The organism is Blastococcus sp. SYSU D00922, assembly GCF_054050495.1.
Genome location: NZ_JBJGZL010000003.1, coordinates 363,649 through 386,227, shown reverse-complemented (window position 1 = coordinate 386,227; position 22,579 = coordinate 363,649). Strand labels below are relative to the sequence as shown.

Annotated in this window: 20 protein-coding genes and 1 pseudogene; 10 read left to right on the top strand and 11 right to left on the bottom strand. The window is 73.7% G+C overall.

The window, feature by feature from the left end:
• Positions 1 to 13: 13 nt before the first annotated feature.
• Complete coding sequence (locus tag ACI78T_RS06840; RefSeq protein WP_456557328.1) at positions 14 to 2,626, bottom strand: diguanylate cyclase domain-containing protein; 2,613 nt, start codon at positions 2,624 to 2,626, stop codon at positions 14 to 16.
• Positions 2,587 to 4,488 (bottom strand): putative bifunctional diguanylate cyclase/phosphodiesterase, encoded by a 1,902-nt coding sequence (locus tag ACI78T_RS06835; protein ID WP_456557327.1) that lies wholly within the window; start codon positions 4,486 to 4,488, stop codon positions 2,587 to 2,589. Before ACI78T_RS06835 ends, ACI78T_RS06840 begins: the two co-directional genes overlap by 40 nt.
• Positions 4,489 to 4,622: 134 nt before the next feature.
• Here ACI78T_RS06835 and ACI78T_RS06830 point away from each other — a divergent pair, with 134 nt between their 5' ends.
• The 3 genes from ACI78T_RS06830 (at position 4,623) to ACI78T_RS06820 (ending at position 5,411) form a co-directional block, all read left to right on the top strand.
• On the top strand, positions 4,623 to 4,808 hold the full coding sequence (locus ACI78T_RS06830) for a hypothetical protein (RefSeq protein ID WP_456557326.1): 186 nt from the start codon (positions 4,623 to 4,625) through the stop codon (positions 4,806 to 4,808).
• Between the two features lie 120 nt (positions 4,809 to 4,928).
• Positions 4,929 to 5,126: a hypothetical protein gene (locus ACI78T_RS06825; protein WP_456557325.1), complete on the top strand. Its 198-nt coding sequence runs from the start codon at positions 4,929 to 4,931 to the stop codon at positions 5,124 to 5,126.
• A gap of 150 nt (positions 5,127 to 5,276) precedes the next feature.
• Positions 5,277 to 5,411, top strand: a complete 135-nt coding sequence (locus ACI78T_RS06820; protein ID WP_456557324.1) for a hypothetical protein — start codon at positions 5,277 to 5,279, stop codon at positions 5,409 to 5,411.
• A 45-nt stretch (positions 5,412 to 5,456) separates the two neighbouring features.
• On the opposite strand, the gene ACI78T_RS06815 is transcribed toward ACI78T_RS06820, so the two are convergent.
• The 9 genes from ACI78T_RS06815 to ACI78T_RS06775 all read right to left on the bottom strand — a co-directional run bounded on the left by ACI78T_RS06815 (position 5,457) and on the right by ACI78T_RS06775 (position 14,652).
• On the bottom strand, positions 5,457 to 6,965 hold the full coding sequence (locus ACI78T_RS06815; RefSeq protein WP_456557323.1) for a hypothetical protein: 1,509 nt from the start codon (positions 6,963 to 6,965) through the stop codon (positions 5,457 to 5,459).
• Positions 6,966 to 7,028: 63 nt separating this feature from the next.
• Complete coding sequence (locus tag ACI78T_RS06810) at positions 7,029 to 7,580, bottom strand: hypothetical protein (protein ID WP_456557322.1); 552 nt, start codon at positions 7,578 to 7,580, stop codon at positions 7,029 to 7,031.
• Positions 7,577 to 8,371, bottom strand: coding sequence for an HAD family hydrolase (locus ACI78T_RS06805; RefSeq protein ID WP_456557321.1), 795 nt, complete (start codon positions 8,369 to 8,371; stop codon positions 7,577 to 7,579). Before ACI78T_RS06805 ends, ACI78T_RS06810 begins: the two co-directional genes overlap by 4 nt.
• The gene (gene wecB, locus ACI78T_RS06800; protein ID WP_456557320.1) at positions 8,368 to 9,516 is read right to left on the bottom strand and encodes a non-hydrolyzing UDP-N-acetylglucosamine 2-epimerase; all 1,149 of its coding nucleotides are present in this window, start codon (positions 9,514 to 9,516) and stop codon (positions 8,368 to 8,370) included. Before wecB ends, ACI78T_RS06805 begins: the two co-directional genes overlap by 4 nt.
• Complete coding sequence (locus ACI78T_RS06795; RefSeq protein WP_456557319.1) at positions 9,513 to 10,568, bottom strand: ATP-grasp domain-containing protein; 1,056 nt, start codon at positions 10,566 to 10,568, stop codon at positions 9,513 to 9,515. The genes wecB and ACI78T_RS06795 overlap by 4 nt, the downstream gene beginning before the upstream one ends.
• Positions 10,565 to 11,653 carry an exosortase/archaeosortase family protein gene (locus ACI78T_RS06790; protein WP_456557318.1) on the bottom strand — a complete coding sequence of 363 codons (1,089 nt, stop codon included), beginning with the start codon at positions 11,651 to 11,653 and terminating at the stop codon, positions 10,565 to 10,567. Before ACI78T_RS06790 ends, ACI78T_RS06795 begins: the two co-directional genes overlap by 4 nt.
• The gene (locus tag ACI78T_RS06785) at positions 11,650 to 13,017 is read right to left on the bottom strand and encodes a glycosyltransferase (protein WP_456557317.1); all 1,368 of its coding nucleotides are present in this window, start codon (positions 13,015 to 13,017) and stop codon (positions 11,650 to 11,652) included. Before ACI78T_RS06785 ends, ACI78T_RS06790 begins: the two co-directional genes overlap by 4 nt.
• Positions 13,014 to 13,730 carry a PIG-L deacetylase family protein gene (locus ACI78T_RS06780; RefSeq protein ID WP_456557316.1) on the bottom strand — a complete coding sequence of 239 codons (717 nt, stop codon included), beginning with the start codon at positions 13,728 to 13,730 and terminating at the stop codon, positions 13,014 to 13,016. Before ACI78T_RS06780 ends, ACI78T_RS06785 begins: the two co-directional genes overlap by 4 nt.
• A 103-nt stretch (positions 13,731 to 13,833) precedes the next feature.
• On the bottom strand, positions 13,834 to 14,652 hold the full coding sequence (locus ACI78T_RS06775; protein WP_456557315.1) for an SGNH/GDSL hydrolase family protein: 819 nt from the start codon (positions 14,650 to 14,652) through the stop codon (positions 13,834 to 13,836).
• Positions 14,653 to 14,774: 122 nt separating this feature from the next.
• On the opposite strand from ACI78T_RS06775, the gene ACI78T_RS06770 reads away from it, so the two are divergent.
• The 7 genes and pseudogenes from ACI78T_RS06770 (at position 14,775) to ACI78T_RS06740 (ending at position 22,566) form a co-directional block, all read left to right on the top strand.
• Positions 14,775 to 14,987, top strand: coding sequence for a hypothetical protein (locus ACI78T_RS06770; protein WP_456557314.1), 213 nt, complete (start codon positions 14,775 to 14,777; stop codon positions 14,985 to 14,987).
• Positions 14,988 to 15,079: 92 nt separating this feature from the next.
• Positions 15,080 to 15,286, top strand: coding sequence for a hypothetical protein (locus ACI78T_RS06765; RefSeq protein ID WP_456557313.1), 207 nt, complete (start codon positions 15,080 to 15,082; stop codon positions 15,284 to 15,286).
• Positions 15,287 to 15,361: 75 nt separating this feature from the next.
• Positions 15,362 to 18,664 (top strand): annotated as a pseudogene (gene fdh / locus ACI78T_RS06760) (formate dehydrogenase).
• Positions 18,661 to 19,725: a 4Fe-4S dicluster domain-containing protein gene (locus ACI78T_RS06755; RefSeq protein ID WP_456557312.1), complete on the top strand. Its 1,065-nt coding sequence runs from the start codon at positions 18,661 to 18,663 to the stop codon at positions 19,723 to 19,725. Before fdh ends, ACI78T_RS06755 begins: the two are co-directional and overlap by 4 nt.
• Position 19,726: 1 nt before the next feature.
• Positions 19,727 to 20,767, top strand: coding sequence for an NrfD/PsrC family molybdoenzyme membrane anchor subunit (gene nrfD / locus ACI78T_RS06750; protein ID WP_456557311.1), 1,041 nt, complete (start codon positions 19,727 to 19,729; stop codon positions 20,765 to 20,767).
• 133 nt (positions 20,768 to 20,900) lie between these two features.
• Positions 20,901 to 21,629, top strand: a complete 729-nt coding sequence (locus ACI78T_RS06745) for a hypothetical protein (RefSeq protein ID WP_456557310.1) — start codon at positions 20,901 to 20,903, stop codon at positions 21,627 to 21,629.
• Between the two features lie 511 nt (positions 21,630 to 22,140).
• The gene (locus ACI78T_RS06740; protein WP_456557309.1) at positions 22,141 to 22,566 is read left to right on the top strand and encodes a hypothetical protein; all 426 of its coding nucleotides are present in this window, start codon (positions 22,141 to 22,143) and stop codon (positions 22,564 to 22,566) included.
• The last annotated feature ends 13 nt before the right edge of the window (positions 22,567 to 22,579 follow it).

Here is a 22,579-nt window from a genome sequence, read left to right as displayed (position 1 = left end):
CTGGGCATGGGGGTCAGACCGCGGGGACGGCGACCAGGGCGGCGAGCTCGTCGGCGTCCAGGTCGTGCGGGTGGAGCCGGCCGTTGAGCAGCGTCGCGCCCGCGGCGAGGACGGCGTCGCGCAGCTCCGGGCTGCTCACGCCGCCGGCGATGGTGGTGATGCCGAAGCCGCCGTTGGTCCGCAGGATCGCGGCCAGCACCTGCAGGGCGCGGTCGGTGTCGTCGCGGGCGGCCAGCGCGGCGACGTCCACCCGGACCAGGTCCAGCTGCAGCCGGGCGAGCAGCGCGAACAGGCTGTGGCCCATGCCGTAGTTGTCCAGGCACAGCTTCACGCCCGTGGCCCGCGCCGCCTCGAGCTCGGGCACGAAGGCCGCGGTGCCGGCCAGCAGCGTCTCCTCGGTGAACGACAGCGTCAGGCGCTCGGCCGGCAGCGCGGAGGCACGCAGCGCCCCGGCGACATCGGCCGCCAGCCCCTCCGCCGTCACGAAGCCGGCCGGGAGGCTCACGGCGACGCCGACCCGGTCGTCGGGCAGCTGCGCAGCCATGCGGGTGGCCTCGTGCAGCAACCAGGTCTGCAGCTCCGCGGCGCGGCCCTGGCGCTCGGCGAAGCCCCACAGCTCGAGGCCGCGGACGCTGCCGTGCACCGGGTGGCTCCACATCGGGACGGCGTGGACGAACTCGATGCGGCCGTCGCGGGAGACGGCGGCGTCCATGCGCACGCTGAACAGGCCCTCGGCGACGACGTCCTGGAAGTCCGGCTCGCTCTCGACGCCGGGCGCCGGGGCGTCGTCGCCGGCGACGCGGACGCACCCCTTGCCGGCCTGCTTCGCGGCGCGCAGCGCGGCGTCGGCCTCGCGGAAGGCGACCTGGCCACCGGCGGCGCCGAGCTCGGCGACACCGACGCTGGCACCCACGGCGAAGGTCCCGTCGGCGGTGCGGTGCGGCAGGCCGAGGGCGTCCACGACGCGCTGGGCCACCTCCTCCGCCTCGGGGAGCGAGCCGGTCACCAGGACGGCGAACTCGTCGCCGCCGAGGCGGGCGACCAGGTCGTCGTCGCGGACGACGGTGTGCAGGCGGCGGGCCACCTCGACCAGCAGCTGGTCGCCGGCCTCGTGCCCGGCGACGTCGTTGACCGCCTTGAACCCGTCGAGGTCGAGCACCAGCAGGCAGCGCTCCTCCTCCGAGCCCGCGGCCAGCTCGCGGAACAGCATGGCGCGGTTGGGCAGGGCGGTGAGGTGGTCGGTGTAGGCCATGCGCTCGAGCTCGCGCTCGCGGCGGCGGCGCTTGGTGACGTCGCGCAGGTACAGCACGCGGCGGCCGCTGCCCGGCCGCTCGGTGGAGGTGGCCTCCAGCTCCCGGGCGGAGCCGTCGGCCGGCAGCACGCGGAAGTGCAGCGGAGCGCCCTCGCCGGCGGGCACCTCGACGGTCGCCGCGAACACGGTGTCCCGGTCGGCCGGGTCGACGAGGTCGAGCAGCGACACCTCGTCCTCGCCGTCGGCGCGCAGCCCGAGCAGGCTGCGAGCAGCCGGCGAGGTGAACAGCAGCCGGAACTCGGCGTCCATGATCGCGATGCCGTCGGAGCTGGCCTCGATCAGCTCGCGGAAGTCCTCCTCGCTGCGGACGAGGTCCTCGGTCATCCGCCCGTCCTCGCGCATGCGCAGGACCAGGCGGAGGGCCATCAGGGTGAGGACGACGGCGATCCCCAGCTCGGCGGCGGTGGAGTGCGAGTGGTCCCGCCACTCCATCAGGCCGATGGCGACGGGCAGGGCCAGCAGCGCGCCGACGACCAGCGCCATGCCCAGGGGGCTGACGACCGGGGCCGCGGCGCGCTCGGTGTGGTCGGCGAAGCGCTTCGGGGCGAAGCTCGCCGCGATGACGACGGTCTGCAGGCCCATGGCGACGGCGACGTCCGACGTCGCCGTCCACACGGCCGACGGGTCGAGGATCGCCATGGCCTCGGCGACGCCGCCGGTGGCCTGCCAGCCGACGGCGCCGATCATGACGCTGACCGAGCGGCGCAGTGCCGCGGTGGAGACGGTGCACAGCGCGCCGGCGCCGCCGAGCATGACGGCGGCGTAGGCGCCGTACATGAGCACGAGCGAGCGCAGGTCGTCCGGGGCGTTCGCGGGGTTGACGATCGGGGTGCGCAGCACCTCGGTGACGACCAGCAGCGCGACGGTGATCGTGAGCCCGTCGACGACCAGCGCCGGCCAGCGGGTGCGGCTGACCCGGCGGGCGAGCAGGCCGCACACCAGCAGCGGCGAGACCGCGCCGGCGAAGAGGAAGACGTCGTCGAAGCCGAAGCCGTCGAGCTCCGGGCCCGGGAAGGCGGCGGCGAGCCACTGGGCCGTCATGAACAGCAGCGCGGCCCCGCCGACGATCCGCCAGGGGCGGCCGGCGGTGCGGTCCATGCCGCGGGTGATCCGGAACAGCGTCCACGCCGAGCTGGCGGCCACGGCGCCGAGGACGAGCTCGTCCCACTGCATGCCGGTGCCGTCGGGGGCGCTGAACGGCACGGTGACCGCCAGGCCGAGGAGGCCGAGCGGCACGGTCCAGCGGACGCTGCGGGGAAGCTCCCGCAGGCCGATCACGGGGTCGCCGCCGGGACGGGGTCGGGGACGGCCCACGCGCCGGCGGCGAGCTGCTCGGCCTCGAGCGGGCGGGCGAACACGTAGCCCTGCAGGTAGCGGTGGCCCATGTCGCGCAGCAGCGTGAGCACGGCCTCGTCGGTGACGCCCTCGACGATGACCGGCAGGCCCAGGCTGCTGCCCAGGTCGAGCACGGCCCGGCACATGGCGCGGCGGGCGGGGTCGTGCTCGACGTTGGCCAGGAAGTACTGGTCCATCTTGAGCACGTCGACCGGCATGCCGACGAGGTAGGCCAGCGACGACCAGCCGGTGCCGAAGTCGTCGACGGCGACGCGGACGCCGAGCTGGCGCAGGACGGTGAGGTCCTCGATAACGTGCGAGTCGTCGAGCAGCACCGACTCGGTGATCTCGACGATGAGCCGCGACGAGGGCAGACCGCTGTCCTCCAGGGCGGCGAGGACGTCGGGGACGAGCTCACCGCTGCGGACCTGCCGGGCGCTGACGTTGACGGCGACCGCGAGGTCCTCGTCGAGGTGGGCGATCGTGGTGCAGGCCTCCCGCAGCACCCACCGGCCGAGGTCGGTGATGAGCGGGGACTCCTCGGCCAGCGGGACGAACTCGGTGGGGGAGACGTCGCCGAAGACGGGGTGCCGCCAGCGCAGCAGGGCCTCGACCGAGACGGTGCGGTGCATGACGACGTCGACGACGGGCTGGAAGACCAGCCGCAGCTCGCCGCGGTCCAGGGCGCCGTCGAGGTCGGCGCGCAGGGCGGCCCGCCGGTCCTCCTCGACGCGCAGGGCGTCGTCGTAGCGGTGGACGGCGCCCGCGCCGGCGGTGCGGGCGCTGCGCAGGGCGAGCTCGCCGCGGCGCAGGGCCTCGCCGGTGTCGACGTCGGTGAACAGTGCGGTGACGCCGGCGACGGCGGTGAGCCGGAGCGAGCCGCCCGGGATCTGGACCGGCCCGACGGCCTCGACGAGCCGGGTGGCGACGGTCTCGGCGTCGGCGATGCCGCCGTCGACGAGGACGACGAAGTCGCCGTCCTTGCCGCGGGCCAGCCAGTCGTGCCCGCGCAGGGCGCGGGTGAGCCGGGCGGTCAGCGAGCGCAGGACGGCGCTCTCGACGTTGGGCGCGAGGACCTCGGAGTCCAAGCCGCTGATGCGGACCAGCGCGAGGGCGTACGGGTGGCCGACGGCGTCCCGCTGGACGGCGCCCAGGCGGCGGACCAGGGCCGCCCGGTTCGGCAGGCCGGTGACCGGGTCGGTGAGCGAGAACTCCTGCAGGTCGAGGTCGACGCCGGCCGCCGGCCCGCGGGAGCTGACGTCGCGGCAGTACAGGACGAGCGCACCGACCTCGGGGTCGGTGCGCAGGTCGCGGACGGTGGCCTGGATCAGCCGCCAGCGGCCGTCGGCGTGCCGGACCCGCGCGGTGCGGACGGCGTGCTCGTCGGGCCGCATGCGTCCGGCGGCCAGGGCGCCGGTGAGCTCGGAGCGGTCGTCGGGGTGGACGCAGGTGGCCACCGGCAGGCCGGTGACGGTGGCGGGGTCGACGCCGAGCAGGTCGGCGATGCCCTGGGAGGCGAAGGTGATGCGCAGCCGGTCGTCGAGGATGACGACGGGGTCGACGCTGCCCTTCACCAGGATCCGGAACGAGGACTGGCTGCGCTGCAGCGCTCCGGTGAGCCGGCGCTGGCGCGTCCACAGCACCGCCTGGAACCCGACGAGCACGGCCAGACCGGCGCCGGCGACGACGAGACCCAGGGCGGAGGGGACGGCGAGCAGGCCGCCCACGACGGCGGCGACGGCGACCACGGCCACGGGGACGGCGAGCACCCCGGTGCGTCCGCTGCGGGACGCGACCGGGAGCGCAGGCCCTGGCTGCCCCAGGACGGGGGCGGTGGTCACAGGGTCTGATCGGGATCTCGTGCCGCCTGCTGCAGCGTCGTTACCGATCTGTCACCCGGACGGGGGACGGCCGGCCGGGCCATCGTGGCCCACAAGGCCCCTCGGGGGCCGGGCCGTGTGGCACCCTGCGCCGCGTGGGCAAGCTGCTGGTCGTCCTCCTCGCGGCGGTCGTGATCGTCGAGCTGGTGCTCGTCATCGGGATCGCGGCGTCGCTGTTCTGGATCGGCGGGACGGCGACGAGCGTCGTCGCGGGCGCGATGCTGGTCGTGTCGCTGGTCGCCGGGGTGCTCGCGCTGAGGGCGATGCGCCCCCGCCGGTGAGCGCCGTCACGGGCTCCGCGTGACCTCGCCGACACCGTGTCACCCGACCGGCGTCGGTTCACCGATTGTTCATCTTCGAGGTGCTTGCCCGTCACCCCCTGGGACCGGAAGCTTCGGCCCGTGATCGGTGACGCCGAGGTGTTGGACCGGGTTCAGCGCGACGCCGACCGCGTCGTCCTCTGCCGCTGCGGCGGCGCCGGACGCGTGGTCCACGTCCCCGTCGAGGGCGACACCGAGCACTACGTGCGCGGCGCCTTCACGTGCACGTGGGACCGCCCGGGCCCGCACGAGCCGCTGCTCCCGCCGCGCCGCCGCTGACGCGGGCCGGCCACCAGTCATCGGCACCCTGAGGGCCCGCAGATAACGGATCCCTGACGATCGGGTCCCAGTCGTCCCGCCCGTCACATCCGTGGTGCTCGTCGCCGGCTCCGTCGCTAGCTTTCGTTGCCTACGACGAGAGAGGGAGCCATGACGAGCAGTTGGCGCGCGGAACACCACCACGTCGATGCGGTTCGCAAGTGCTTCACCGTCGGGTTCTGGCTGCTCGCGGTCGGCGCCTCCGCCGTCCTCGGCCTCGAGCTGGAGCTCGACGAGCGTCCCTGACCGCGGGGCTGCGAGCCGGCGCGGCGGGCGCTCGCGACGCAGCGATCAGCCGGCCCCGGTGAAGACGGTGCCGGCTCCGGTGGTCTGGAGCGGCTGGAGGTCGAACGCGGCGGCGAGATCGGCCGGCGGCACGTGGTAGTCGTCCCAGGCGTCGAACCACACCAGGTAGACCGGCTCTCCGTCGAGCGTCGCCGCGAGGTCCGCCAGGTCGTCGGGAACCTCGGTGGAGGCGTAGTAGTGGGCGCGGGGGCTCTCCACCGCGGGCCGACCGTCGGTCAGGTGCGCCGCCAGCCACGGTTGGTTGGTCACCAGGGTGGCGTCGGCCGGGACGGCCTCCACCAGCCGGCGCGCCTCGGGCGTGGCTCGCTCCGGTGAGTTCATCGCGTTGAAGCCGCCTCCGCGGGCCTCCAGCAGGGCCGGCAGGGAGTAGGCGACGTTGAGCGCGAAGGCCAGCCCGGCGGCACCGGCGACGGCCGCACCCACGAGCCGGGGCAGGTTGTCCATCGCGATATCGAGAGCGGCCGCGAACGCGACGAGGGCCGCCGGGAACAGCGGGACGAGCAGCCTGGCGTCGAGCCGGTCGACGTTGCTGGTGACGGTCATGCAGTAGATGACGAGAGCGGCCAGCACCGCATAGCCGCCGGCGATCGCGAGGACGTGCACCCGGGGGTCGTCCCGCGCCGGGAGCCGTCGCAGGGCGGCGACGAGGACCCCGACGGCCGCCACGGCGTAGACCAGCAGCGCGAGGTCCTGGGCGTCCACCCGCACCGACTCCGGCACCACCCAGGCCTGGATGCCCCGCACAGCGTCGATCGCGACCTGCACGGGGGTCAGCTGGTTCGAGGCGCGTTCGCCGGCGAGATGGCCGGTGGTGGCGGCGTTCCTGGCGAGCCATGCGCCGACCGGACCGGCCCAGGCGACGCCGAAGACCAGCAGGTCCCGGATGCGCCGGCGCCACGTCCCGGGCCGGAGGACCAGCACCAGCGCGCCCACCGGGATCAGGGAGACACCGGTGTAGCGGGTCAGCGTGGCCGCCGCCGCGACGAGGCCGGCGAGGACGGGCGTCCTCCAGGAGCGCTCCGCCGTGCCGGCGGCACGGACCAGGACGGCCAGGTAGGCGAGGGACAGGGCGGTGTACAGCGGCTCCGACCAGAGCCACGTGTGCAGCCCGAGCAGCTGCGTGGAGGTGGCGACCACCACGGCAGCGCCGGCCGCCAGCGGGAAGCGGATGCGACGGGCCAGGAACAGGCCCACGCCGAAGGCGGTCGCGCCCAGCAGCGTGGCGTTCAGGCCGAGGGCCGCGCCCTGGGCGACGCCCAGTGCGGCCGGCAGGGCCAGGACGAGAGGCAGCCCGGGCGGGTAGAGCGACATCGGCTCTCCGTCGAGCCCGACCACGCCGTCCCCTCCGGCGATGCCCCGAGCCCCGGCGAGGTAGTACATGGAGTCGGGGCTGAGGCTCAGCCCGTACCGGCGGGTGGAGAGCACGACCAGCACGGCCCCGAGGACGCCGACGGCAGCGAGCAGGCCGATCCGCAGAACCCCCAGCGAGCGCACTCGTCGCACCCTAGAGGGCAGCGCGACCTCCCCAGGGAGGCGGCTGGACGCACGCCTCCCCGATCAGACGGCGAGCGGTCCGGCCCGCTCGGCGGTGACGCGGCGGACGCGGCGGACGACCAGCACGCCGACCGCGCCGGCGGCCAGCAGCAGCACGACCAGCGCGGCGCCGTTGGCGTACGCGGGCAGCTGGGCCGAGGTGCAGACCGGGATGCTGCCGGCGTTCCACGTGTTGAGCGTGTTGCCGTCCAGGTACCAGCTGACGTTCCCGCTGTAGAGGTCGGTCTGCGTGACCGTGAGCTTGGCGGCGCCGCGCTGCAGGCCGGGCTTGAAGGTGGTCGGCAGCTGGCTGGTGTACGTCGACGGCGTCGCGTAGTTGTTCCAGCCGCGGGCGATGGTGCGCGTCGAGCTGTACGGGCTGTTGTAGCCCAGGACGACGGTGAAGGTGCCGTTGCTGTTCTGCGCGTAGCACTCCGCCAGCGGGACGATCCCCGCGGCCGACGCGGTACCGGGGACGGCCGAGACGAACAGCGTCATCAGGACGGCGACCAGCGCGAACCGGGTCAGCCGGCGGCGCGGCCGCGCGGTGGCGCGGGGGGTCGGGCTGGCGTTCATCGCACACTTCCTCGAGGCAGCGACGGTGCAGGTGCCGTCAGGACGTCGTCGGCAGGTCGGCGCGGTTCCTGGAGCGGATTCACCCGGTCGGGTGGCATCCCGAGCGCGCCGAGCGCGATCGCCGCGGCCTCGGGGAAGGAACCGGCGACCGCCCACGGGGTCGGCAGGTCGGGGGCGTCGGCGTACTCGCCCTGGCGGATCCGGATCGCGCGGGCGCCGACGGCGGCGGCGACGGCGACGTCCTTGCCGGGCCGGTCGCCGATGACCAGGAGCCGGTCGGCGGGCACGCGCAGCCGGTCCGCGACGGCGAGCAGCCCGGCAGGGTGCGGCTTGCGGGCCTCCCGGCCGCCGAGGGTGTCGGTGATGACGACCACCGGCAGCAGGTGGCCCAGCCCGGTGGCGGCGAGCTTGGCCTCCTGGATCGCCGGGTTGCCGTCGGTGAGGCAGGCCAGCGGGACGACGGCCGCGAGCGCCCGCAGCGCCGTCTCCACCCCCGGGTAAGGAGCCAGCCGGGCCGGGGCGTGCTCGGTGAAGGCGGCGACGAGCGGCGGCAGCAGGGCCGGCAGCTCGTCGGCGGGCACGCCGGTGGCCAGCAGCGCCCGGTCGATCGTGCCGCCGGCGTCGGAGCCGGCGGCGAGCTCGGCGGCCAGGGCGGCGTGCACCGCGACGCCGTCCAGGCCGAGGTCGGAGGCCGCGGCACCGACCGCGGCGGCCGCGCCGGCGAGGTAGTCGGCCTGCGGGTACAGGGTGTCGTCGAGGTCGACGACCACGCCGAACGGCCGGTAGATCACCACGGGAGGCGCCCGTCGGTGAAGTCCGGCTCGGTGAGGGCCAGGAGGCTGTCGGTGCGCTCCTCGGCCAGGATCGCGGCGACCTGCGCGCCGGTGGTGCCGTCGCCGTAGGGGCACGGTGCCGACGCCGCGCGCTCCTGCCCGGCGGGGGAGGCGTGGGCCAGGGCGGCGGTGAGCACCTCGGCGCCCGCGGCGTCGTCGGCCAGGCCGGCGAGCGTGGTGGTGCCGGCCTCGACGCCCTCCCAGCGCGGGGTGGACGAGCGCAGGACGACGACCGGCACGCCCAGGTAGGCGGCCTCCTCCTGGATGCCGCCGGAGTCGGTGACCGCCAGGCGCGAGGAGGCGAGGGTGACGAGCAGCTTGTCGTAGTCCAGCGGGCCGGTGAGCGTGACCGCGGGGTGGTCCAGCTCGCGGTCGAGGCCGGTCGCCGACAGGCGGGCGGCGGTGCGCGGGTGCACCGGGAAGGTGACCGCGCCGACCTGCTCGGCCAGCGAGCGGACGACGGCGACCAGCCGGGCCAGGCGCGCCGGGTCGTCGACGTTGGTCGGGCGGTGGGCGGTGACCAGCACGCCGTCGCGCTCGTCGACCGGCGTGGGGGCGACCCCCCGGGCGACGAGGGTGTCGACGACGGGGTTGCCGACGACGAAGACCCGCTCGGGGTCGACGCCCTCGGCGGCGAGGAAGGCGGCCGCCCGGCGGGTGGGTGCGAAGTGCAGCTGCGCGGCGGCCGCGGCCACCCGCCGGTTGACCTCCTCGACGCTGCGCATGTTCAGGCTGCGCAGCCCGGCCTCGACGTGCGCGAACGGGACGCCGGCGCCGCGGGCGGCCAGCGCGTACGCGGGCACGGTGTTCGTGTCGCCCAGGGCGAGCACGAGGTCGGGGGCGAACCGCTGCACGGCGTCGGCCGCGTCGGCGTGGAGGGCACCCGTGCGCGCCGGCTGCTCGGTGGGCAGCCGGTAGCGGTGCGTCGGGACCAGCCCGAGGGCCTCCTGCAGCGAGGAGGCGAGCGCCGGGTCGGTGTGCTGGCCGGTGTCGACGGTCGTGACCCGGTGGCCGGCCGCGAGCATCGCGGCGACCACAGGGGCGAGCTTGACCACCTCCGGGCGGGTGCCGAAGGGGACCAGCACGTGCCGGGTGCGGCTCATGCGAGGACCGCCGCGGCGCACGGGTCGGCGACCGGCAGACCGTGCGCGTCGGTGTAGGTCTCGGCGAAGAACCGGCTCATCCGGATCCCGGGGGTGAACCACAGCTGCGGCAGCGGTGCCTCCGGGTCGCGGACGCCGGCGAGGTAGGCGCTCACCACGTCGGCACCGGCCGCGAGCGTCAGCGGCAGGCCCCCGGAGAAGCGCGGGTTGATCTCCACGACCGCGGCGCTGCCGTCGTCGGCGACGAAGCCCTGCACGTTGGCCGGGCCGGTGAGGTCGACGGCGGTCAGCGCCGCGCGCACCAGCTCGGTGACCGGCTCGGAGGCGAAGGTCTCGCCCTTCACCGAGATGCCGGCCTTGGTCTCGGTCCGCCAGCGGGGGACGACGGTGAGCACGTCGCCGGAGCGGTCGACGAGCGCGTCGGCGGTGAACTCACGCCCACCGAGGCGGGTCTGCGCGATCAGCTCCGGGTCGGCGACCAGGGCGGCCGCGACGGCGGTGGGGGTGTCGAGGAGCTGCACCCCGCGGCTGCCCCGGCCGGTACGCGGCTTGACCACCCACGGGCCGGGCACCTCGGACAGGCTGGTGATGCTCGACGCGGTGGCGGGGTGGGGGATGCCCGCCCACGCCATGCGCCGGGCGAAGGCGGCCTTGTCGCAGCAGAGCTCGACGGCGGCCGGGTCGGGCAGCCAGGTGCCCACGCCGGCGTCGGCCAGCCGGTGCGCGCCGACCGCGAGCGCGGGCAGCTCCTCGGCCACGGTGCTGACGAGGGCGTCGACGCCGAAGGCCGCGGCGGCACCCAGGACGGCGTCGACGAAGCGGGGGTGGTCGCCGCGGGGCAGGGTGACCGAGCGGGAGGCGAGGTAGGCGCCGGCCGCGGAGCCGTCCGCGTCGGCGGCGACCACGCGGTGGCCCAGGGCGACCAGCCGGCGGATCACCGCGATCCCCGCGGGCCCTCCGGCGCCGGTGACGAGCACGGCGCCGTCGCCGGCGGGGGACGGCGGGAGGTCCGCCGGGGGACGGGGGACCGGCAGCTGCGGGACGGCGGTCATGAGAGGTCCTCGGGAGTGGGTCGGGCGAAGGAGCGGGGCTGGGGGCGCCGGGGGGCACGCGCGGCGGGGACCGGCGGCATCCCCGCGGCGATCGCGACGACGTCCGTCTCGTCGTCCTCGACCGGGGCGACGGGTTCGGCCGTGCGCCGGCCGAGGAGCCAGCCACGGGCCCACAGCCGGAGCGCGGCGATGCGGTCGTTGGTGACCGGCTCCCACTGCCGGGCCGCGACGGCCTCGGCGAGGGCGTCGATGACCTCGACGTCGTCCTCGTAGGTGGCGACGGCGAGCAGCGAGGCGGTGTGCGCGCCGAGGCCGTCGTCGACCAGGCGCTGGATGGTGGCGATCCGCTCGTCGCGCGGCTGGTGGCCGATGCGGTAGTCGATGCGGCCGGCCTCGCGCTTGGCGGCCATGCGGCGGGAGAGGGCGCGGGGGAGGACGCGGCGGTGCATGAACCCGGCGAGCGACCAGCCGGAGCGGGCCGGGTCGACCGGCTGCATGGCGCGGTAGCCGAGGCCGGGGCGGGCCCAGCTGCTCGGGCGGCGGGCGGTGTGCCGGCCGGCGACGTCCTGCTCGGCGCGCTCGGCAGCCGGCAGCGTGACGGCGACCATGACGAGGAAGCCTCCGAGGGTCGTGGCGAGGGCCCAGAGGGTCCCGATCCAGTCGTGGAAGAGGGTCATGGCGGGGGCGCCCCACCAGAGCCCGGCGAGCGCCGAGAGCGTGAGCCGGACGTTGTTGGCGATGACCACGGCGACGACGGCGGCGAGCAGGCCGAGCAGCGCGTGCCCGCGCCGGGAGCGCATGACGGCGACGTTGAGGGCGGTCAGCCCCATGACCGTCAGCAGCGAGGAGCAGGAGGTGGTGACGACGCCGTCGAGCACCTCGCCGTCGCCGCGGAACATGAGGATGTGCCCCGGCATGATCGACGAGACCTCGTCGACGCCGAACAGGTGCAGGACGAGGACGGCGAGCGCGCCCTCCTGCTCGCGGAACCAGGTGGACGCCCAGAAGTAGCCGGCCAGGCAGATGGCGACGGCGACGAGGAGCTCGACCACGACGACCCAGCGGCGCTGCGCGGACGCGGTCATCGCGCGGCCGCCGCGACGGTCGAGGTGGCGCCGGTGCGCGAGGTCTTCACCCACGAGTACTGCCGGCCGAGCATGCCGTCGAGGTAGGCGCGCGTGGTGATCCAGATCGAGAGCGCGAACGCCGGGATGAAGCCGAGCAGGCTCCAGGCGGCGCGCCGCTCGACCCGGCCGACCAGCAGGCCGACGGTGAGCTCGGCGAGCGGGCCGACGAACAGCAGCATCGACAGCGGCAGGATGCCGACGGCCGGCTCGTTCCCGATGTCGAAGGCGCGCAGGACGGCGAGCAGCACGCCGAGGCCGCTGAGCACCGGCACGTGGTAGCTGAGCAGGAAGAGGACCGACTCGCACTTCTCGACCAGCGAGAGGTGCGTCGAGCGGATCGTCGGGCCGACGTAGTCGCGGAAGCACTTCTGGTGGCCGCGGGCCCAGCGGTAGCGCTGCGTCCAGAAGCGGCGGGCGGTGACGACGGCTTCCTCGTAGTCGATGGCCGACACGTCGTAGCGCACGCGCTGGCCCGAGAGCAGCACGCGCAGGGTGAGGTCGGTGTCCTCGGTGACCGTCTCGGGGTTCCAGCCACCCAGCGCTCGCAGCGTCGACATGCGCACGGCGCAGTTGGCGCCGCCGTAGGCGGGCAGCTCGAACAGCGCCTGGCGGCCGTACTCGTTGACCAGGTAGCCGGAGAGGAAGTCGACGAAGACCGTGGTGGCCATCGTCGACTCCTCGCCGTTGCGGATGACGCAGCGGCCCATGACGGCCCCGACCTGGGGGTCGCGGAAGTGGCGGACCAACCGGAGGAGGGCGTTGGGCTCGGGCTCGTGGTCGGCGTCGAAGACCAGGACGATCTCGGCGTCCACCGTCGCGAGCGCCTCGTTGAGCGCGCCGGACTTGCCGCCGCCGGCGTTCGGCGGCCGGTGCAGCACGCGCAGCCGCGGCTCGACCGCCGCGCGGGCGTCGAGGATGGCGCCGGTGGCGTCGTCCGAGCCGTCGTCGACGACGACGAGCGTCAGCCTGTCGGGCGGGTAGTGCATGCCGAGGAGGGCGGTCATCATGGCGTCGACGACGAGTTCCTCGTTCTTGCAGCCCACGAGGACGGCGACCGACGGGGTGTAGCCGTCGAGGTCGACGTCGGGGGCGAGGAGGTCGGTGCCGGCCCAGCGGGCGGCGCTGACCGCGAAGGCCAGGTGCCGGAAGAAGTAGACGGCGAAGACCATGTTCAGCGCGCCGGAGATCCAGCCGAGCACGGGGTCGGCGCCGAACGCCCAGATCGTGACGGCGAGCAGGGCGACGTAGAGGAACAGCACGAGACGCCGGCCGTCGGGACGGCCGGCGTGCGCGGTGGCGGTGGGCTCGAGCGCGGTGGTCATCGGGCAGCGGCGGTGCGGCGCGGGGCGGGCACCTTGGCGGGGCGGTCGGCGCGCCGGGTCCGGTCGGTGCGCCGGGTCGGGACCGAGCTGCGGGGGACCGGGGCGAGGTCGAGCACCATGCGGGTCGGGACGAACGCCTCGGCGAACCCGATGCGGGCCTGGGCGCCCCAGTGGCGGGCGGAGGCGACGACGGCGTCGGGCTCGACCATCGCCGACAGCTCGACCTGCGAGGCGTGCGCCCGGAGGGCGGCGAGCTTGCCGGTGAGGTGGCTGGTGACGTCGACGAAGACGGTCGGGTTGAAGGCCAGGGTGGAGGGGCTCTGGTAGTGCAGGACGCGGGGGTGCCGGCGGGCGGCCGACAGCGTGGCGGCCGAGACGGCGCGGTGGTCCTGGTGGCTGTCGTCGGGGGCGTGCACGTAGACCAGGTCGGCCTTCGTCTCCTCGAGGGCCTCCTCGATCACCCGGACGGTCGCGGCGTCGGGGGCGAGGGTGCAGTCGCGGAAGCCACCCCAGCGCAGCCGGGCGCCGAGCGCGCTCGCCGCGGCGGTCTGCTCGTCACGGCGCTGGCTGACACCCGGGCCGTTCTCGCCGCCGGTGACGACGAGCATGGTCACGGTGTCGCCCGCGCTGGTGTGGGCGAGCAGGGTGCCGCCGCAGCCGAGCTCGACGTCGTCGGGGTGTGCCCCGATCGCGAGCACCGACCTGCCGGCCACCGGCCACTCCTGTCACTTCCGTGGACAGGAGGGATCTCCTGTCACTCGGACCGGTGATCGGCACGCGGCAGCGATAGCTGTAGCAATTCTTCCGCGGCGGGTCTCAGGGGGACTCGGCGAGGAGGCGGCGGACGACCTGCTCGATGCGGTCGGCGAGGTAGCGGTGACCGGCATCGGTCGGGCTGATGAGGTCGTCGGCGACCAGACCCGTCCCGTCGGCGAACCACCCCTCGGCGAGCGGATCGACGAACGTGGCGCCCGCAGGCTCCGCCGCACGCTGGACGGCGTCGCGCACGGGGAGCAGTTCCGGTGGGACGTCCGCCCCGGTCCAGGCGGGGCCGATCACCAGGAGCCGGGTACCCGGGGCCGCGGTCCGGATCGCGTCGAAGGTGCGCCCGGCAGCGGCGGTGATCTCGTCCGGGGGCGCGCGGTAGTCGTTGCGGCCCCCGAAGACGATCGTGACGTCGGCGTCGGGTTCGGGCGCGTTCTCCGCGAGCGTCGCGAAGGTGTCCCCGGTGCCGGCCGACGCGGCGGTGTACCCGGCGTCGGTCGCCGCGTGCGGCGTCGCCAGCCGGGCACCCACCCGGCCGCTGAGGACCGCCTGCCAGCCGGCGTCCCCCAGCCCGCCCCGGTCGGTGCCGGCGACGAACCAGTCGCCGTAGACGGCGAGGACGGGCGGGGCGCTCGTCGTGGGGGCGCTCGTCGCCGGGGCGGCGGACGGGCTGGGTGCGCGAGAGGTGGGGGACGCAGCGGCGTCCTCCCGGGGTTGGTAGGCGGGCGGCTGGCGGGTGCTCGCGTACCAGGCCGACGCCCCGACGGCGGCGGCCGTCACGAGCAGGAGGACGAGGACGACGAGACCCTCCCTGCGGCTCGGGAGCGGCAGCCTGCGGAAGAAGCCGGGCCGGCCGGGCACCCTCGCCATCTGCCGGACGGTACTGACCGGTCCGGTCGACCACCGGCTCGTTCGACGAGGAACGGGAAAGTGCGGTTCGTCGTGCACGTGGGGCTACCTGGCGGACACCGTTCGCCGCCAGGATGACGCCTGTGGAGGTGCGGCAGCGGCGGGCGACCGACCTCGGCCCGAGCACCGAGCCCTGCGGCATCTGCGGCAGCCGCAACGTCGTCGCCCGGCGCTCGGAGGCGGTCCGCCGGGGCAGCGCGTGGATCAACCCGCGGTTCGACCCGGCGCCGCGCACCCACGATCTCTGCCGCGACTGCGGCGCCAAGCACCGGACCGAGGACGGGCAGCGCGTCTGAGCCCAGGTGGCCGCTGCGACGCCTGGGACTGCGGTGATCGTCACCGTGCGTCGCTGCGCGGCGACGGCCGCAGCCGGTGCGAACCTCGGGTCGTGACCTGGAAGCGCACCGAGCGGGCAGCCGCCACCCGTCCGTGCGGCCTGTGCCGCAGCGAGGACGTCGTCGTCGTCCAGGCCGAGGAGCTCCGCGAGGGCCTGGCCCGGCTCAACCCCCGCTGGCAGCCGGCGATCCGCGTGTACGAGCGCTGCCGCGCCTGCGGCGCGCGCAACCAGCACGGCGAGGAACTGCTCTCCGCCTGACCGCGAGCCGCTCGTGCGGAACACGCTCGGAACTCCGTCGTGCCGTACCGGGTTTCGGGTGGCAGAGTTCCGGGAGTGAAGACCTGGCTCGACAGCTGGCCGGTGTACCGGCAGCTCACCGGCCCCGACCCGTTCGGTCGGGGCAAGGCCGCCCGCAGCAAGGGCACCGAGGCGACGGTGTCGCGCACCGCGACCGCCGACCGCGTCGTGAAGAGCGTCTGCCCGTACTGCGCCGTCGGCTGCTCGCAGAACGTCTACGTGAAGGACGAGAAGATCGTCCAGATCGAGGGCAACCCCGACTCCCCGATCAACCGCGGCCGGCTGTGCCCCAAGGGCAGCGCGAGCAAGCAGCTGGTCACCAGCCCGACCCGGGTCACCACGGTCAAGTACCGCCGTCCGTTCGGGACGGACTGGGAGGACCTGGACCTCGACACGGCGATGGAGATGATCGCCGACCGCGTCCTGGAGGCCCGGCGCAAGGGCTGGCAGGAGACCGCCGGATCGGCCGACGACCGGCGCCGGGTCAACCGGACCATGGGGATAGCGAGCCTCGGAGGGGCGACCCTCGACAACGAGGAGAACTACCTCATGAAGAAGCTCTACAGCGCGCTGGGAGCCATCCAGATCGAGAACCAGGCGCGCATATAGCACTCCGCCACGGTGCCCGGTCTGGGTGCCTCGTTCGGCCGTGGTGGCGCAACCAACTTCCTGGAAGACCTGGCGAACTCCGACTGCATCGTCATCGAGGGTTCGAACATGGCCGAGTGCCACCCGGTGGGCTTCCAGTGGGTCGGTGAGGCCAAGGCGCGCGGCGCCAAGATCGTGCACATCGACCCGCGGTTCACGCGGACCAGCGCGATCGCCGACCTGCACGTGCCGCTGCGCATCGGCACCGACATCGCGTTCCTCGGCGGGCTGATCAACTACGTCCTGACCAACGAGCTCTACTTCACGGAGTACGTGGCCGCCTACACGAACGCGGCGGCGCTCGTCGGCGAGGAGTACGTCGACAGCGAGGACCTCGACGGCCTGTTCTCCGGCTTCGACCCGGAGAACCGGACCTATGACGAGGCGAGCTGGCAGTACGAGCCGGAGGAGCCGGCGCACTCGGGGTCCGACCAGCCGGCCGAGGCCGCGAAGCAGGAGCGCTCCGAGCAGCACCCGGACGTGAAGAAGTCCGACCGGGCCCAGGCGGCCGGCAGCGGCGGCCCGCCGATCCCAGCCAAGCCGAAGCGCGACGAGACGCTCCAGCACCCGCGCTCGGTGTTCCAGATCCTCAAGCGGCACTACGCCCGCTACACCCCGGAGATGGTGTCCGAGGTCTGCGGCATCGAGCCGGAGGTGTTCGAGCAGGTCGCCCGGTGGGTGACCGAGAACAGCAACCGCGACCGGACGACGGCGTGGGTGTACTCGGTGGGCTGGACGCAGCACAGCGTCGGCGCGCAGTACATCCGCACCTGCTCGATCCTGCAGACGCTGCTCGGCAACATCGGCCGTCCGGGCGGCGGCATCATGGCGCTGCGCGGGCACGCCAGCATCCAGGGCTCGACCGACGTCCCGACGCTGTTCAACCTGCTGCCCGGCTACCTGCCGATGCCGCACGCCCTGCAGCACCAGAGCCTCGAGCAGTACGTGGCCGACGCCGCCGGCAAGGCCGGCTTCTGGGGCAACAAGAAGTCGTACATGGTCAGCCTGCTCAAGGCCTGGTGGGGCGACGCCGCGACGGCGGAGAACGACTTCTGCTTCGACTACCTGCCCAAGATCGACGGCGACCACAGCTCGTACCAGACGATCGCGGCGATGATCCGCGGCGAGGTGTCGGGCTACTTCCTCGTCGGCGAGAACCCGGGCGTCGGCCACCCGAACAGCCGGATGAACCGGTTCGGGCTGGCCAACCTCGACTGGCTGGTGGTCCGCGACCTGCAGATGATCGAGTCGGCGACCTTCTGGAAGGAGGGCCCGGAGCACGAGACCGGGGAGCTCGCCCCGGAGACGATCGGCACCGAGGTCTTCTTCATGCCGGCGGCGACGCACGTGGAGAAGGACGGCACCTTCACCCAGACCCAGCGGGTGCTGCAGTGGCGGGACAAGGCGGTCGAGCCGCCGGACGACGCCCGCAGCGACCTGTGGTTCTACTTCCACCTCGGCCGGATCCTCCGCGAGCGGCTGAAGGACTCGGACGACCCGCGCGACCGGCCGCTGCTCGACCTGACGTGGGACTACCCGGTGCACGGCGAGACGCAGGACCCGTCGGCCGAGGCGGTGCTGCGCGAGATCAACGGCACCGGCCCCGACGGCACCGTGCTGTCGTCGTACATGCAGATGAAGGACGACGGCTCGACGACGGGCGGCTGCTGGATCTACTGCGGCGTCTACGCCGACGAGGTCAACCAGGCGCGGCGGCGCAAGCCCGGCAAGGAGCAGGGCCCGGTCGCCTCCGAGTGGGGCTGGGCGTGGCCCCTCAACCGCCGGATGCTCTACAACCGCGCCTCGGCCGATCCGGACGGCAAGCCGTGGAGCGAGCGGAAGAAGTACGTTTGGTGGGACGAGGCCGCCGGTGAGTGGACCGGTCTCGACATCCCCGACTTCGAGAAGAACAAGCGGCCGGACTACGTGCCCCCGGAGGGCGCGAAGGCGCAGGACGCGCTGGCCGGCAACGACCCGTTCGTCATGCAGGGCGACGGCAAGGCGTGGCTGTTCGCGCCCGCCGGCGTGGTGGACGGGCCGCTGCCGACGCACTACGAGCCGCTCGAGTCGGTGGTCGAGAACGGTCTCTACAAGCAGCAGGCCAACCCGACCGTCGAGAAGATCGAGGGCCCGTGGAACCGGGCGAACCCGAGCCGCAGCGACGTCTTCCCGTTCCAGGTGACGACCTACCGGCTGACCGAGCACCACACGGCCGGCGGGATGAGCCGCACCCTGCCCTACCTCGCCGAGCTCCAGCCGGAGTTCTTCGTCGAGGTCAGCCCGGAGCTGGCGGCGCTGCGCGGCCTGCGGAACAACGAGTACGCGACGCTGGTCAGCGCCCGCACCGCGGTGGAGGCCAAGGTGCTGGTGACCGAGCGGGTGCGGCCGATCAGGCTGCGCGACGGCACCGTCGTGCACCAGATCGGCATGCCGTACCACTGGTCCTACGCGGGCATCTCGACCGGAGACGCGGCCAACGACCTGCTCGGGATCGTGATGGACCCGAACACGCACATCCAGGAGTCGAAGGTGAGCTCCTGCGACATCGTGCCCGGCCGGCGTCCGCGCGGGCCCGAGCTGCTCGAGTTCGTCGAGTCCTACCGGCGGCGGGCCGGCGTGGACTCGGGCAGGGTCGGCGTGAACGGCCGCGACCCCGTCGCCGCCGACGCCGGGGAGGGCTCGAACCTGTGACGACCATCAGCTCGGCGAGTGCGGCCTTCACCGGCCGCGACCCGGGGAACCGGCTGTACGGCCCGGTGCCGGACGTGTCCGAGCAGGCCGGCTACGTCGAGGAGCACCCGAAGCGGGTCGGCTTCTTCACCGACACCTCGGTCTGCATCGGCTGCAAGGCCTGCGAGGTGGCGTGCAAGGAGTGGAACACGCTGCCGATGGACGACTCGCACGGCGTGCGGGACACCCTGGGGCTGTCGGGGATGTCGTTCGACAACACCGGGCAGCTGGGTGCCAACTCGTGGCGGCACGTCGCGTTCATCGAGCAGTCGCGCACCGTCGACCTGCCGATGCCGACGTTCGGCCGGCCCGGTGACGACCGGCAGGACATCGGCCCGTCACCCGCGGAGTCGGGCAGCGACGTCAGCCTGGCGAACGCCCAGCAGAGCGTGCTGAACGCGGAGGCCCTCTCGGAGTTCGACCCGCAGACGGGGCAGACCGGGGCCGACAAGCAGGTCCGCTGGTTGATGAGCTCCGACGTCTGCAAGCACTGCACGCACGCCGGGTGCCTCGACGTCTGCCCGACCGGGGCGCTGTTCCGGACGGAGTTCGGGACGGTCGTCGTCCAGGGCGACATCTGCAACGGCTGCGGCTACTGCGTGGCCTCCTGCCCCTACGGCGTCATCGACCAGCGCAAGGGCGACGGCCGGGTCTTCAAGTGCACGATGTGCTACGACCGGCTGACCGACGGGCTGCAGCCCGCGTGCGCGACCGCCTGCCCCACGCAGTCGATCCAGTTCGGCGACCTCGACGAGCTGCAGGCCCGCGCGGACGCGCGGCTGGCGACGCTCAAGTCGCAGGGCGTGGAGACGGCGCGGCTCTACGGGCGCGACGAGGAGGACGGCGTCGGGGGAGCGGGGGCGTTCTTCCTGCTGCTCGACGAGCCGGAGGTCTACGGGCTGCCGCCGGACCCGATCGTCACCACCCGCGACCTGCCGGCCATGTGGCAGGCGGCGGGCAAGGCGGCCCTGATGATGATCGGGGTCGCCGTGACGGCGGTCCTGGGTTCGCGGAAGAGGTGACATGACCGGCGGCATCACCAGCCCGGATCACGGCTGGCGGCAGGCCGACCGCGGCCCGGCGACGCAGCGGACGCACAAGCGGCGCCGGCGCGGCGGCGGGCGCGGCCGCGGCGAGGTGTCGATGGTCGACGACGTCGAGTTCACCTCATACTACGGCCGGCAGATCGTCAAGACGCCGGTGTGGAAGTCGCCGGACGTGCCGCTGTACCTGTTCCTGGGTGGTGCGGCCGGGTCGTCGGCGATCCTCGGCGCGCTCTCCGACCTGACCGACCGTCCGAAGCTGACGCGCGTCGCGCGGTACACCGCCGGCGCGGGGTCGATCCTGTCGGTGGTCGCCCTGGTGCACGACCTGGGCCGGCCGGAGCGGTTCCTGCACATGCTGCGGGTGTTCAAGCCGACGTCGCCGCTGTCGGTGGGCACCTACATCCTGTCGCCGTTCAGCGCGGCGGCCGGGGCGACGGCGGCCGTGGAGCTGCTGGGCTGGTTCCCTCGGCTGAAGCGGTTCGGGGGCGTGGTGGCCGCCATCTTCGGCGGGCCGCTGGCGACCTACACCGGGGTGCTGCTGGCCAACACCGCCGTGCCGACGTGGCACGCGTTCCACAAGGAGCTGCCCTACGTCTTCGGTGGGTCGGCGATGGCGGCGGGGGGCGGCATCTGCATGGCCTTCACGCCGGTGGATGAGGCCGGGCCGGCGCGGAAGATGGCCGCTGCTGGAGCCGCCGTGAAGTTGGTCGTCGGGTATCGGATGGAGAACGACCCGGGCATCCTCGCCGAGCCCTTCCACGAGGGACGCTCGGGCAAGCTCATGCAAGCCTCCACGAGGCTCACCGCGGTCGGCCTCGGGCTCACCCTCCTCACCGGGCGTCGGAGGTGGGGAGCGGTTGCGTCAGGAGCGGTCTTGGCGGTCGGTTCGCTGCTGACCCGCTTCGGCGTCTTCAAGGCCGGCATCGCGAGCACGAAGGACCCGAAGTACGTCGTCGTCCCGCAGCGCGAGCGGCTGGCCTCCGGGCAGCACGACCACGCGTCGACGATCACCCGCTGAGCTGCCGGCGGGCGCCGGATCGCGGTTCCGCCCCGCCGGTGTGCCTGGAACGGGGTACACAGCGTCCGTTCCCGCCCCGAGTGCCATCAGGCATCGTCCTGTCCGACCGGAGTGGTCGACAGGAAGGGCAACCATGGACCTGCGGGGGATGGCGCGGGATGCCCGCCGGCTCGGCACCGCCGGAATGAGCAAGATGACGCCCGCCGAGGGGCCGCCGTCGATGGCGGCGATGCTCGAGCGGCACGGCCTTCCTGCCGCTCCCGCGACGTCGCACTGGGAGCTGTCCGTCAGCGCCCTGGTCAGCGCAAGCGGTCAGGTCAACCCCGTTGCGCGCCGGGCGCTCGCTGTGCTGGACAGGTTCGGCCGCGTGGCAGTCGGCCCGCTGGGGATCGGGCTGGACGACGAGGACATCCCCTGGTCGGCGGTCACCGCGTTGCACACGGCTCCCGTTTCCCAGGTGCTCACCGAGAGCGCGCTCGATCGTGAGCTGGAGCGGCTGCTCAGAGTGCTCCCGCCGTTGCCGGGCCGCTCCTGGGTGCTGGAGCGCGTGGGCTCCGTGCTCGGCGGCCTGCTCGGGCGTGCGCTTCCGACCGACGGCGCCCTGGGCGCGGAGGTCGTCACCGGGGCGGACAGCCGACGGCGACTGGGCAGGACGAGCACGACCTCACTCGGCTTCGTCGGGACCCTGCTCCTGGCCGCGCTGCCTCAGGTTGATCTGAGCTTCCGGGCCACCGCCGCCTCTCACGGCGTCAACGTCCTCCCCGCCGGGCGAGGCGCCTGGCCGGCGAAGCCGCCCGCTGACGCCGCCCGGATGCGGGAGAGTCTCGGTCGCCGGTTCCAGGGGCTTGACGGCACAACGTGACGAGCACGTGCTGATCAGCTGTGCCAGCGGTCGTGCACACCGTTGATGCACTTGTAGCCACTGTTCTGGCAGTGCGGGCACTGGGTCGACCAGCCGCCGCCCTTACCATTGCACTGCGGACAACGGACGTGGCGCGTCCTTTTTCCTTCCTTGCTGCAATGCATGTCGCGGTCCCCTGAATAGCCCATGCCCTACCTCGCCGCTGGACGGTGGAGAAAGCTCAACGGTAGGGCGCGGCGCGTTCTCCGACCAGTTCCTGCCATGTACCCCAGACAGGTCACAGTCCGCCGACTTCCGCGCTCTTGGCGGGCAGATTGGTGGTTGTTAGCGTCCGACTCCTGGCGTGGACACGGGCTCGAAGCGCTTGCGGGAGCAATCGCGCACACGTTCTCGGATCCTCGCCGGATTGGCATCGGGATGTGATCGGGACGGCGCGGGGGCGTCCTCGGTGAATGTCGTCGAATGTCTGCCGCCTGCTCAGTTCCCCGCCGCCGAATCGAGAGGACGCGTCATGGGTCAAAAGGGAATCGTCTTCACCACCGGGCTGTCCGTGAAGGAATGCGCGGACATCTTCCGGACCGCCGGAGATGCCACGCGCGGGGTGAAGGGGAAGATCTTCGAGACGGTGGCGGGTGCGATGGGCAACGGTGCAGCGACGGGGTACTACACGCCGACCTTCGACTCGCCCTTCGCCTCGGTCGACGGCGTGCCCGACTTCGCCATCGGCATCAACATCCTGAAGTTCAACGGTGGCGGCCAGGGCAACGGCACCCACGTGCACATGTACGTCGACGACCGCGGTGGCGAACGTTCCGTGCAGCTGGTGTCCCAGCACGGGCTGCTCGGCGGCGCCCGATCGGCGCGTATGACCCGCAAGTTCCTCGAGCACTTCCAGGCAGCGGACCAGCGGCTCGCCGTCACGGACGGCAACCTCTGAGTCCTCTGACCCA

Excerpts from the sequence above, each read along its gene's own strand:
- ACI78T_RS06820 (WP_456557324.1), top strand. The coding sequence starts at position 5,277 with ATGACGAGCAGTTGGCGCGCGGAACACCACCACGTCGATGCGGTTCGC.
- ACI78T_RS06810 (WP_456557322.1), bottom strand. The coding sequence starts at position 7,580 with ATGAACGCCAGCCCGACCCCCCGCGCCACCGCGCGGCCGCGCCGCCGG.
- wecB (WP_456557320.1), bottom strand. The coding sequence starts at position 9,516 with ATGAGCCGCACCCGGCACGTGCTGGTCCCCTTCGGCACCCGCCCGGAG.
- ACI78T_RS06795 (WP_456557319.1), bottom strand. The coding sequence starts at position 10,568 with ATGACCGCCGTCCCGCAGCTGCCGGTCCCCCGTCCCCCGGCGGACCTC.
- ACI78T_RS06790 (WP_456557318.1), bottom strand. The coding sequence starts at position 11,653 with ATGACCGCGTCCGCGCAGCGCCGCTGGGTCGTCGTGGTCGAGCTCCTC.
- ACI78T_RS06785 (WP_456557317.1), bottom strand. The coding sequence starts at position 13,017 with ATGACCACCGCGCTCGAGCCCACCGCCACCGCGCACGCCGGCCGTCCC.
- ACI78T_RS06775 (WP_456557315.1), bottom strand. The coding sequence starts at position 14,652 with ATGGCGAGGGTGCCCGGCCGGCCCGGCTTCTTCCGCAGGCTGCCGCTC.
- nrfD (WP_456557311.1), top strand. The coding sequence starts at position 19,727 with ATGACCGGCGGCATCACCAGCCCGGATCACGGCTGGCGGCAGGCCGAC.
- ACI78T_RS06745 (WP_456557310.1), top strand. The coding sequence starts at position 20,901 with ATGGACCTGCGGGGGATGGCGCGGGATGCCCGCCGGCTCGGCACCGCC.
- ACI78T_RS06740 (WP_456557309.1), top strand. The coding sequence starts at position 22,141 with ATGGGTCAAAAGGGAATCGTCTTCACCACCGGGCTGTCCGTGAAGGAA.